The 11,936-nt window shown below is 61.5% G+C and carries 9 protein-coding genes and 3 pseudogenes; 8 read left to right on the forward strand and 4 right to left on the reverse strand.

The window, feature by feature from the left end; translation table 11 throughout:
* A pseudogene (locus tag AC1DLB_RS10645) lies at nucleotides 1-333 on the reverse strand (amino acid ABC transporter substrate-binding protein); the annotation flags it as partial.
* A gap of 94 nt (nucleotides 334-427) precedes the next feature.
* Nucleotides 428-1,051: a TetR/AcrR family transcriptional regulator gene (locus tag AC1DLB_RS10650; protein ID WP_477784977.1), complete on the reverse strand. Its 624-nt coding sequence runs from the start codon at nucleotides 1,049-1,051 to the stop codon at nucleotides 428-430.
* Between the two features lie 190 nt (nucleotides 1,052-1,241).
* On the opposite strand from AC1DLB_RS10650, the gene AC1DLB_RS10655 reads away from it, so the two are divergent.
* From AC1DLB_RS10655 to AC1DLB_RS10690, 8 genes and pseudogenes are all read left to right on the forward strand, one after another.
* Nucleotides 1,242-3,032: an acyclic terpene utilization AtuA family protein gene (locus tag AC1DLB_RS10655; protein ID WP_477743432.1), complete on the forward strand. Its 1,791-nt coding sequence runs from the start codon at nucleotides 1,242-1,244 to the stop codon at nucleotides 3,030-3,032.
* A 12-nt stretch (nucleotides 3,033-3,044) separates the two neighbouring features.
* Nucleotides 3,045-3,944: an SDR family oxidoreductase gene (locus AC1DLB_RS10660; protein ID WP_477743433.1), complete on the forward strand. Its 900-nt coding sequence runs from the start codon at nucleotides 3,045-3,047 to the stop codon at nucleotides 3,942-3,944.
* 2 nt (nucleotides 3,945-3,946) lie between these two features.
* A complete protein-coding gene (gene atuC / locus AC1DLB_RS10665; RefSeq protein ID WP_477743434.1) occupies nucleotides 3,947-5,563 on the forward strand; it encodes a geranyl-CoA carboxylase subunit beta in 1,617 nt (538 codons plus the stop codon).
* A gap of 23 nt (nucleotides 5,564-5,586) precedes the next feature.
* On the forward strand, nucleotides 5,587-6,744 hold the full coding sequence (atuD, locus tag AC1DLB_RS10670) for a citronellyl-CoA dehydrogenase (protein ID WP_477784978.1): 1,158 nt from the start codon (nucleotides 5,587-5,589) through the stop codon (nucleotides 6,742-6,744).
* Nucleotides 6,741-7,538 carry an enoyl-CoA hydratase/isomerase family protein gene (locus AC1DLB_RS10675; protein WP_477743435.1) on the forward strand — a complete coding sequence of 266 codons (798 nt, stop codon included), beginning with the start codon at nucleotides 6,741-6,743 and terminating at the stop codon, nucleotides 7,536-7,538. The genes atuD and AC1DLB_RS10675 overlap by 4 nt, the downstream gene beginning before the upstream one ends.
* Before the next feature lie 53 nt (nucleotides 7,539-7,591).
* Complete coding sequence (locus tag AC1DLB_RS10680) at nucleotides 7,592-9,553, forward strand: acetyl/propionyl/methylcrotonyl-CoA carboxylase subunit alpha (protein ID WP_477784979.1); 1,962 nt, start codon at nucleotides 7,592-7,594, stop codon at nucleotides 9,551-9,553.
* Nucleotides 9,554-9,624: 71 nt separating this feature from the next.
* Nucleotides 9,625-10,107 (forward strand): annotated as a pseudogene (locus AC1DLB_RS10685) (3'-5' exonuclease); the annotation flags it as partial.
* Nucleotide 10,108: 1 nt separating this feature from the next.
* Nucleotides 10,109-10,204: pseudogene (locus AC1DLB_RS10690) on the forward strand (pyrimidine/purine nucleoside phosphorylase); the annotation flags it as partial.
* Nucleotides 10,205-10,274: 70 nt separating this feature from the next.
* Here the strand turns inward: AC1DLB_RS10690 and AC1DLB_RS10695 are convergent.
* Together AC1DLB_RS10695 and AC1DLB_RS10700 are read right to left on the reverse strand one after the other, a co-directional pair.
* On the reverse strand, nucleotides 10,275-11,078 hold the full coding sequence (locus AC1DLB_RS10695; protein ID WP_477784980.1) for an MOSC domain-containing protein: 804 nt from the start codon (nucleotides 11,076-11,078) through the stop codon (nucleotides 10,275-10,277).
* 140 nt (nucleotides 11,079-11,218) lie between these two features.
* A partial coding sequence (locus AC1DLB_RS10700; RefSeq protein WP_477784981.1) for a chemotaxis protein CheV occupies nucleotides 11,219-11,936 on the reverse strand: 718 nt, incomplete at its 5' end.

Here is an 11,936-nt window from a genome sequence, read left to right on the forward strand (position 1 = left end):
GTCCATGTCAACGAGGGTATGCGGGATGTCCTTCCAGCCCCAGTCCGGGTTCTCGAAAATCGCCATATCGACCCGGCCTTCCTTGAAGTCATTGAAACGCCGGGGAATCGAGGTGGGCACCAGCACAAACTGATAATCGGTTTGCAGCTGATTCAACGCTTCCACCAGTTGCGGCAGCAGACCGGTGTCGGCACCGGACTCCGGGCGCACGGTATAGGGGGGAAAATGGGCGGCCCCGACCCGCACCTGTTGCGCGGCCTGAGATGGCAACACCCAGCACACTACAAGCGCCGCCAGCAAAAGCCGCGACGCAATTCGAATTGGCGAAGACATCAAAACAGCACACTCCCCAAAAAAATTTTCATCAATGCATACAAACTAGGCGGTTTCGTCAACTTAGCCAGTTTCTTGCCGAGATAGACGGCTCTTACCGTTCTTCAAGCACCAAAATCAGCGCTTCATCGGCCAATTGATCGAGGTTCATACTGCCATCGGCGCGAAACCAGGTGGTGGTCCAGGAGAGCGCGCCCGTCAGGAAGCGGCGGGTGATGAACACGTCGCCCCGGATAAAACCGGCGTCCTTGGCTTCTCCCAGCACCTGCAGCCAGATGGCTTCATAAATATCGCGCAGCGCCAGAACCTGCGCCTGGCCTTCCTCAGACAGCGAACGCCACTCATACACCAGCACCGCCATGGCCTCGCCACTGCCGCCCATGATCGACTGCWATTCGCAGCGAATCAGCGCCAGCACCCGCTCACGCACATTGCCGGCCTCGGCCAGCGCTGCACGCATCAACGCGGTGTTGTAGCGAATGGTCTCCTCCATCACTGCCCGCAGAATCTCGTCCTTGCTTTTGAAGTGATGAAAAATGCTGCCTGACTGAATGCCCACCGCACTGGCCAGGTCACGCACGGTGGTGCGTTCATAACCTTTGTTGCGAAACAGGTGAGCGGCCACTTGCAGCAGTTTGCCGCGGGCGCTGTCGGGGTCGGTCAATTGGCCGCTGTCGACCAATTCGCGCATCACCCTCAGGGCTTTTTGCTCGTCCACCCGTTCTCTCCTACAGTCGATCAATCAAATGCGCCGCTGCCCGTTAAAACAGCAGGGTTGCGCGGGCAATTTAAGCTGGCGGGGGCGACCAAGCAAGCGCTCGGGAAGAAGATAATCAAGGCGTTTACAAACCAAGCGCTTGCTTGGTAGTCTCGAAGCACTTCTGTCGCAGGTGGCTATGGAGTTGACTGTGCCTAAAACAATTCGCATCGGTTGTGCCAGTGCATTCTGGGGCGACACCTCGACCGCCGCCGCACAGTTGGTGGAGGGCGGGCGACTGGACTATCTGGTGTTCGATTATCTGGCCGAAATAACAATGTCGATCATGGCCGGGGCGCGGATGAAAGACCCCGCCACCGGCTACGCCAGCGACTTCATCGAAGTCCTCAGCCCCCTCCTCGAGCAGCTCGCGAAACAACAGATCCGGGTGATCAGCAATGCCGGCGGGGTTAATCCACAGGCCTGCGCCGTTGCCCTGCAAACGGCCTGCGACAAGGCCGGGGTGGCGCTGAAAATCGCCGTGCTGTCGGGTGACGACCTGCAACCGCAGTTCAAACACCTGAGCAGTCTTGGTATCCATGAGATGTTCAGTGGCGCGCCCCTGCCGCCGATGTGCGTGTCGACCAACGCCTACCTCGGCGCACCGGGCATCGTCGAAGCCCTGCGCCTGGGCGCCGACGTTGTGATCACCGGGCGCGTGGTCGACAGTGCCGTGGTCAGCGCCGCGCTGGTGCATGAATTCGGCTGGTCGTGGCACGACTACGACAAACTCGCCCAAGCCGCATTGGCCGGGCATCTGATCGAATGTGGCGCCCAGTGCACCGGCGGCAATTTCACCGATTGGCACGACGTACCCGACTACGAACACATCGGTTTTCCGATCGTCGAAGTCGGCGCCGACAGCCAGTTCATCGTCAGCAAACCCGACGGCTCCGGCGGCCTGGTCACGCCCCTGACGGTGGGCGAGCAGATGCTCTATGAAATCGGTGATCCGCAGGCGTATCTGCTGCCCGATGTGGTGTGCGATTTCAGTCAGGTCAAACTCGTGCAACAAGGCAAAAACGCGGTTCAGGTGCATGGCGCGAAAGGCTTGCCACCGACCGCTCAGTACAAGGTCAGCGCAACGTACCCGGACGGTTTCCGCTGCACCGCCAGTTGCCTGATCGCCGGGATCGATGCCGTGGCCAAGGCCCGAAGGGTCAGCCAGGCGATCATCAACAAGACCTCGGAAATGTTTAACCAGCGCGGCTGGGCGCCCTACAGCGAGGTGAACATCGAACTGCTGGGCAGCGAAGCCACTTACGGCCCCCACGGCCAGCGCCAGGACAGCCGCGAAGTGGTGATCAAACTCGCCGTGCGCCATCCGAGCAAGCAGGCCTTGATTCTGTTCTCCCGGGAAATCGCTCAGGCTGCCACCGGTATGGCGCCTGGGCTGACGGGAATCGTCGGCGGGCGGCCGACGGTGTATCCGTTGATCCGGCTGTTTTCGTTCCTGATCGACAAAACCGCCTGCACCCTGGAGATCGACCTTGCCGGTGAGCGCCATCCGTGTGCCCTGCCCGCCCTCGATGCGCTCGACCCAGCTGACTTGCCGCTGCCGTTCGACCCACCCAAAGCCACAGAGCGTGCCGACGCCAGCGTGGCCTTGATCAAACTCGCCGTGGCGCGCTCCGGCGACAAGGGTAACCATAGCAACATCGGCGTCATGGCCCGCCACCCCGACTACCTGCCGTGGATCGCCGAAGCACTGACACCCGAGGTGATGGTCGACTGGATGAGTCATGTCCTCGACCCGATTCACGGACGCGTCGAACGCTGGTATTTACCCGGCACTCAGAGCTTTAATTTTCTTCTGGAAAACGCACTCGGCGGCGGTGGCGTGGCCAGCCTGCGGATCGATCCGCAGGGCAAGGCGTTCGCCCAACAACTGTTGGAAATCCAGATTCCGGTGCCCCAGCGCATCGCCGATCAGTTCAATTAGAGGACTGTCGCCATGGCCTATGACTCGATTTTCAAACCCGACCTGTTCGCCGGCCAAACCATCATCGTCACCGGAGGCGGTAGCGGCATCGGTCGTTGCACCGCCCATGAGCTCGCGGCCCTCGGTGCGCACGTGCTGCTGGTGGGGCGCAATGCCGAAAAACTGAAAAAGGTCACTGCCGAAATCACCGAAGACGGTGGTAAAGCCGATTGGCAGGTCTGCGATATCCGCAATGAAGACGCCGTTACGCAGCTGGTCAGCGAGCTGATCCGCAAACACGGCCCAATCCACGGGCTGGTCAACAATGCCGGCGGGCAGTACCCCTCGCCGCTGGCGTCGATCAATCAGAAAGGTTTCGAAACCATCCTGCGCACCAATCTGGTGGGCGGTTTTCTGATGGCTCGCGAGGTGTTCAATCAGTCCATGAGCAAGCACGGCGGCGCCATCGTCAACATGCTCGCCGACATGTGGGGCGGCATGCCCGGCATGGGCCATTCGGGCGCGGCGCGCTCGGGCATGGACAACTTCACCAAGACCGCCGCGTTCGAATGGGGCCACGCCGGCGTGCGGGTCAACGCCGTCGCGCCGGGCTGGGTCGCGTCCAGCGGCATGGACACTTACGAAGGCGCGTTCCGGGCGGTAATTCCGACGCTGTGCGAACACGTGCCGCTCAAGCGCATCGGCACCGAATCGGAAATCAGCGCGGCGATTGTGTTCCTGCTCAGCCCGGCAGCGGCGTTTGTCAGCGGCAGCACGTTGCGCATCGATGGTGCCGCCAGCCTCGGCGGGCGGGCCTGGCCAATGCACAAGGCGCAGAACAGTCACTCGTACAACGGCTTTCACCGCGCCTATTTACCTGAAGTACTCAGGCCGGACGCCTCCAAACCAGACGAACCGAAGGACAAGGAATAACCATGCCGGTCATCCAGTCCCAGATAGACCCGTTCAGCGAACCGTTCGCCCGCAATCGTGCGGCCATGCTGGCCGGCATCGAGCAGGTCCGCCAGCTCGAACAGAACCTGTTGAATAAAGCCGCAGAAGCCAAACCGAGGTACGACAAGCGCGGGCAATTGCTGCCCCGGGAGCGGCTGAACCTGCTGCTTGATCCCGGCGCGCCATTCCTCGAGCTGGCGAGCCTGGCCGGCTACAAGCTGCACGACGACAAGGACGGCAGCGCGGCCGGCGGCGGTTTGATCGCCGGGATCGGTTACGTATCCGGCGTGCGGGTGCTGGTGGTGGCGAACAACAGCGCAATCAAGGGCGGCACCATTTCCCCCAGCGGCCTGAAAAAGTCCCTGCGTCTGCAGCAGATCGCCATGGAAAACAAACTGCCGGTGATCACCCTCGCCGAGAGCGGTGGCGCCAACCTCAATTATGCGGCAGAGATTTTCGTCGAAGGCGCGCGCAGCTTTGCCAATCAGGCGCGGATGTCGGCGATGGGCTTGCCGCAGATCACCGTGGTCCACGGCTCGGCCACGGCGGGCGGTGCTTACCAGCCAGGGTTGTCGGATTACGTGGTGGTGGTGCGCGGCAAGGCCAAGCTGTTTCTCGCCGGCCCCCCGCTGCTCAAGGCAGCCACCGGTGAAGTCGCCACCGACGAAGAACTGGGCGGTGCCGAGATGCATGCACAAACCGCCGGCACCGCCGAATACCTGGCCGAGAACGATGCCGATGGCGTGCGCCAGGTGCGCGAGATTGTCAGTCTGTTGCCGTGGAACGATCAGTTGCCGTGGTTACCGGAACGTCGGTGGGAAGAACCGCTCTACCCCATCGACGAACTGCTGGGGCTGATCCCGGATGACCCGAAAAAACCTTACGACGTGCGTGAAATCATCGCGCGGGTTGCCGACGCTTCGAACTTCCTCGAATTCAAAAGCGAGTTCGATCAGCAGACGGTATGCGGGCATTTGCAGATCCAGGGTCGAGCCTGCGGTTTCATCGGCAACAACGGCCCGATCACCCCCAAAGGCGCGAGCAAGGCCGCGCAGTTCATTCAACTCTGCGACCAGAGCCAGACGCCGCTGCTGTTTTTCCACAACACCACCGGCTTCATGGTCGGCACCGAGTCGGAACAGCAAGGCGTGATCAAGCACGGCGCGAAAATGATTCAAGCGGTGGCCAATGCCCGGGTGCCTAAACTGACAATCGTCGTCGGCGGTTCCTACGGTGCCGGCAATTACGCGATGTGCGGCCGCGGTCTCGACCCGCGCTTCATCTTCGCCTGGCCCAACAGCCGCACCGCGGTGATGGGCGGCGCCCAGGCCGGCAAAGTGCTGCGGATCGTCACCGAAGCCAAACAACTCAAGGACGGATTGGTGCCCGACCCAAAAATGCTCGACATGCTGGAACAGGTCACCGCGCAGAAACTCGACAGCCAGTCCACCGCGCTATATGGCAGCGCCAACCTGTGGGATGACGGGCTGATCGATCCACGGGATACCCGCACGTTGCTTGGATACTTGCTGGACATCTGCCATGAGGCCGAGGTTCGGGCGCTGCAACCCAACAGCTTTGGTGTCGCCCGCTTCTAAGGGCGATCAGGAGAACAATAAAAATGATCTTCACCCAGGAACACGAAGCACTGCGCCGCACCGTCCGCCAATTCGTCGATCATGAAATCAATCCCCACGTCGAGGAATGGGAAAAGGCCGGGCGCTTTCCGATCCATGAGATCTTCCGCAAGGCTKGCGACCTCGGTCTGTTGGGAATCTCCAAACCGGAAAAATTCGGCGGCATGGGCCTCGACTACAGCTATTCGATTGTGGCGGCCGAAGAGTTCGGCACCATTCATTGCGGCGGCATTCCGATGTCCATCGGCGTGCAGACCGACATGTGCACCCCGGCCCTGGCGCGTTTCGGCTCCGATGAACTGCGCGAAGAATTCCTGCGGCCGGCGATCACCGGCGAGCAGGTCGGCTGCATCGGTGTTTCCGAAGTCGGCGCCGGTTCCGACGTCGCCGGGCTGAAAACCACCGCCCGCAAGGACGGCGACGACTACGTGATCAACGGCAGCAAGATGTGGATCACCAACTCGCCGAGCGCCGATTTCATCTGCCTGCTGGCCAACACCTCGGACGACAAACCGCACATCAACAAGTCGCTGATCATGGTGCCGATGAACAGCCCCGGGATCAGCCTCAGCTCGCACCTGGACAAGCTCGGCATGCGCAGCTCGGAAACCGCCCAGGTGTTTTTCGATAACGTGCGCGTGCCGCAACGCAACCGCATCGGCCACGAAGGCGCGGGGTTCATGATGCAGATGCTGCAATTCCAGGAAGAACGGCTGTTCGGCGCGGCGAACATGATCAAAGGCCTGGAGTACTGCGTCGACAGCACCATCGAGTACTGCAAGGAGCGCAAAACCTTCGGCAACGCGCTGATCGACAACCAGGTCATCCACTTTCGCCTGGCCGAACTGCAAACCGAAATCGAATGCCTGCGGGCACTGGTCTACCAGGCCACCGAGCAATACATCAAAGGCCAGGACGTCACCCGCCTGGCATCGATGGCCAAACTCAAGGCCGGGCGACTGGGCCGGGAAGTCAGCGACAGTTGCCTGCAATACTGGGGCGGCATGGGCTTCATGTGGGACAACCCGGTGGCCAGGGCTTACCGCGATGTGCGGCTGGTATCGATTGGCGGCGGTGCCGACGAAATCATGCTGGGGATCATCTGCAAACTCATGGGCATCCTGCCGGGGAAAAACAAATGAGCACCCTCCCCACCTGTCAAACCCTGTTGCTCGGCCTGCATGACAGCGTGCTGCACATCACCCTCAATCGTCCCGAAAGCCGTAATGCCATGAGCTTGCAGATGGTCGCCGAACTACGTGCGGTGCTGGCGGCGGTTCGCGATGATCGGCAGATTCGTGCGCTAGTGATCGGCGGTGCCGGCGGGCATTTTTGTGCCGGTGCCGACATCAAGGACATGGCCAACGCCCGCGCTCAAGGCCAGCCCGCCTACCGCGATTTGAACCGTGCGTTCGGTGCGCTACTGCAAGAGGTGCAACACGCGCCGCAAGTGGTGATTACGGTACTGCAAGGTGCGGTGCTTGGCGGCGGCTTCGGCCTGACCTGCGTCAGCGACATCGCGATGGCCGATCATCAGGCGCAATTCGGACTGCCGGAAACCAGCCTCGGCCTGTTGCCGGCGCAGATCGCGCCTTACGTGGTGCAACGCATCGGCCTGACCCAGGCCCGCCGACTGGCCCTGACCGCCGCACGCTTCGATGGCACCCAGGCGCGGCGCATGGGGCTGGTGCATTTTGTCGAACATGACCCACAAGCCTTGGCCGAACGCCTCGATGAGGTGCTGGCCCATGTGTTGTGTTGCGCACCGGGGGCGAACGCGGCGACCAAAAAGCTGTTGCTGGCGAGTGCCGGACAACCCTCGGATGATCTGCTGGATCAGGCAGCCGAGTGGTTCAGCGAAGCAGTGACCGGGGCTGAAGGGATCGAGGGGACGATGGCTTTTGTGCAGAAGCGCAAACCAGGGTGGTCCGTTTAAGAGCTTCGCGAGCAAGCCCTTACATTCACCGCAAAAAACCAAGGGAATAACCGATGCCCGCCCTCAAAAAAATCCTGATCGCCAACCGCGGTGAAATCGCCTGCCGTATCCAGCGCACCGCGCAAGAGCTGGGCTACCGCACCGTCGCCGTATTCAGCGACGCCGACGCCAATGCGCTGCATGTGCAGATGGCCGACGAAGCCGTGAACATCGGCCCGGCCCCGGTGCAGCAGTCTTATCTGAACATCCCGGCCATCATCGATGCTGCCCGGCGCACCGGTGCCGATGCAATCCATCCCGGTTACGGCTTCCTCTCGGAAAACTCAGGCTTCGCCCTCGCCTGCCAGCAGGCCGGCATCATCTTCATCGGTCCGAGCCCCGAAGCCATCGAGCTGATGGGCAGTAAACGGCGGTCGAAACTGGCCATGATCAAAGCCGGCGTGCCTTGCATCAAAGGCTATCAGGGCAGCGAACAGGACGACGCTACCCTGCGCCGCGAAGCCGAACGCATCGGCTATCCGCTGATGATCAAGGCCAGTGCCGGCGGTGGCGGTCGCGGCATGCGCCTGGTGCACAGCGCCGCCGAATTGCCGGAACAGCTCCGTAGCGCACGCTCCGAAGCGCTGCACGGGTTTGGCAGCGACGAATTGATCCTCGAACAAGCCTTGATCGATCCGCGTCATGTCGAAGTTCAGGTGTTCGGCGACCAGCATGGCAACCTGATCCACCTCGGCGAGCGCGACTGTTCGATCCAGCGCCGCCACCAGAAAATCATCGAAGAAGCACCCTGCCCGGCGATGACCACTGAGTTGCGCCAGGCCATGGGCGAGGCGGCACTCAAGGCGGGGCGCGCGGTGAATTATGTGGRGGCGGGTACCGTGGAATTCCTGCTGGATGCTCACGGCCGGTTTTACTTCCTGGAGATGAACACCCGGTTGCAAGTGGAACACCCGGTGACTGAACTGATCACCGGCCTCGATCTGGTGGCTTGGCAATTACACATCGCCGAAGGGCAACCGCTGCCGCTACGACAGGAACAGGTGCAGCTCAACGGGCATGCCATGGAAGTGCGCCTGTACGCCGAAGATCCGGCCCAGGGATTTCTGCCGCAAACCGGTCGAATCGTGGCCTGGGAGCCAGCGATCCAGGGCAGCGTACGGATCGACCATGGCCTGATCGAAGGCCAGTCTGTCAGCCCGTTCTATGACCCGCTGCTGGGCAAGCTCATCGCCCACGGTGCCACCCGTGAAGAAGCCCGACGCAAGTTGCTGCGGGCGATACAGGACAGTGTGCTGCTGGGCGTGCAGAGCAATCAGCGCTTGCTCGCCAATCTGCTGGAACACCCCCAGTTCATCAGTGGTGAGTTCAGCACCGGGTTCATCCCCATGCACTTCGCCGACCATCCCTGCCTGCACCCTCATGCGCYGAGCGCCGACGAGCTGGCCATCGCCGCGGTGCTTTTTTATCAAGCATCAGCGCAGGCTCACCCCACCCCGCTGGCCGGTTGGCGCAACAATGCCAGCGTGCCTCTGTACTATCGAATCGGCCTGGAGGATCAGGCCTGGCCGGTCGAACTGCACGCTGAACCTGGCAAGCCCTACCGTGTTCAGGTTGGCGCCCGGCCCCTCGAACTGAAGGTCATCCAGTGCGACGGACGCTGGGCCACCCTGCAAATCGACGGCATCCGCCAACGCCATGCCTACCGCCTCGAAGCCGGGCAACTCTGGTTGTTCACGCGCCCCGGCAGCCTGCGACTGGTCGATCGGACCCGGGCGCTGGTCAGCGGCCAGGCCAGTGTCAGCTCCGGCACGCTCAAGGCGCCGATGGACGGGGCGATCGTCGACGTATTGGTCAGTGAGGGGAGCTCGGTCAGCAAAGGACAGCTGCTGGTGGTGCTTGAAGCGATGAAAATGGAGCATCCACTCAAATCGGGTATCGACGGCGTGCTCAAGCGCTTGCAGGTCAGGGTCGGCGACCAGGTAAAAAATCGTCAGATTCTGTTGGAGGTCGAATAAGCCGCTAGGCGGATCCGCCGGGTTTGGCTACGCTCAAGCCCTATCAGGATGCGGATACCAGGAAACCTGCAATGCCTCACTGGCTGGTCATTGATCTGGAAGCCACCACCGATGAGGGCGGCTGGCCAGTAACAGAAATGGAAATCATCGAAATCGGCGCCACCCTCGTGGACCGCAAAGGCCGGGAACTGGATCACTTCCAGTGCTTCGTGCGCCCGTTGCGTCGGCCCCTGTTGACCCCGTTTTGCCGCGAATTGACCCACATCACCCAGGCCAATGTCGATGCTGCCCAGCCCCTGAGCGACGTCTGGGTTTCGTTCGAACACTGGCTCGACCAACATCTCTCGAATCTGGAAGGCTGGGCCAGTTGGGGTGACTACGACCGCAAACAGCTGCTTCAGGAATGGCAGCGGCTGCAACTCGACAGCGCCCTGAACCGGGTGCCGCACATGAATCTCAAGCAACGTTTCGCCAAGGCCTGTCGACTGGAGCGCCCGCTGGGGCTTAATGGCGCCCTGCAACTGGCGGGCCTGCAGTTCAACGGTCAGCAGAACCTTCGCCGCCGGCAGCCAGTTCAACGTGCCCGCCAACAGCAAGTTCCAGCTGAAAGTGGCCGTCGACACCGCTTACCTGTGCGAATACCGCGGCTAACCCCCTAGGGTTTCACAGCGAAAAAAAATGCCCGTGTTCTTGGACACGGGCATTTTTTTTATCAGGGCTGCTATTCGAGGATCGTCACCGGCATGCCGACTTCGAGCCGACCGTTACCGTCATTGACCAGGTTCTGCCCGAACATCGCGCCGTCCTCTTGAGCCCGATATTGCTGCAAGGTCGCCAGAGGTTCGCGGTCGTCGCTACGTTCGCCGGTCTGCGGGTCGATGGTGGTCAGAATGCAACGTGAGCAGGACTTGACCACGCGGAACTCGACATCGCCAATGCGGATGCGCTTCCAGCCATCTTCGGCGAACGCCTCGCTGCCMTCGATCACCAGATTGGGCCGAAAGCGCAGCATCTCCAGCGGTCGCCCGACCCGTTGCGACAAGTCTTCCAGCGACGCCTGGCCAATCAGCAACAACGGAAAACCGTCGGCAAAAGCCACCTGATCGTCGTCMTTGCCGTAGCCGGCCTGGGTGGTCCGCGCACGATCGAGCGGCACATGCACCAGACGCGTCGGCTTGCCGATGAACTCACTGACCCAGGCAGCCGCAGCAATGCCGGCATCGGGCACGCGCAAGGTGTCGCGCCAGATGGTCACGCCACGCAGCTCTGCATCGCTGGCGGGCAAGGCGATATCGATCGGTGAATGGCCTTGGGCACTGAGGGTCAAGCCACCGCTTGCGTTCCACAACGCCGACAGCTGACTCATTTTCGCCTCCGCGCGCTGAGTCAGAAAACGCCCGCTGGCCTCGTCGACCAGCATCCAGCGCCGGTCGCCGTCCAGCCCCAGTTTGTCCAGGCTGACCTGATTCAAGGTCTCGCCCTTGCCGGATTTCAACGGAAAACGATAAAGCGCGCTCAGATGCATGGCCACAGCTCCCTGGTGGGCAAAAACGCCACCCTATACGAGCTTGATCGCCGAATCAAAGACCCTGTGGCGAGGGGGCTTGCCCCCGTTGGGCTGCACAGCAGCCCCAAACCCTGCCACCGCGCTTTTCCAGATTGTTATCAGGCCGGCACTTCGTCGAGCATCAGGCGCTGACGCACCACGTCGACGAGTTTGTCGGGCTGGAATTTGGAGAGGAAGTTGTCGCAGCCGACCTTCTTGACCATCGAGTCATTGAAGCTACCCGACAGCGAGGTGTGCAGGACCACATAAAGGCCGCGCAAACGGGGGTCGTTGCGTATCTCGGTGGTCAGGCGATAGCCGTCCATCTCCGGCATTTCCGCATCGGTAAAGATCATCAACAGCTTGTCAGTCATGTTCACACCGGTATCAGCCCAAGCCTTGAGCATGTTCAGCGCCTTCAAGCCATCACTGGCGATATGCATTTTCACGCCCAACTGACCCAAGGTGTCGCGCAATTGCGACAGAGCCACGTTCGAGTCATCCACCAGCAGCACTTCACGGCCACGGGCGCGCTCCAGAACCGGATCGTCGAGTTTGTCGCGAGAGACCTTGGCGTTGTACGGCACGATTTCGGCCAGGACTTTTTCGACGTCGATGATTTCCACCAGCTGATCGTCGACCTTGCTGATGGCGGTCAGGTAATGCTGGCGACCGGCGCTGGTCGGCGGCGGCAGAATGGCTTCCCAGTTCATATTGACGATGCGGTCCACGCCACCGACCAGAAATGCCTGCACCGAGCGGTTGTACTCGGTGACGATAATCGTACTGGTGGGGCTTGGCACCAGCGGACGCATGCCGATGGCCTGGGACAGGTCG

The organism is Pseudomonas sp. 05N434 (assembly GCF_056396965.1).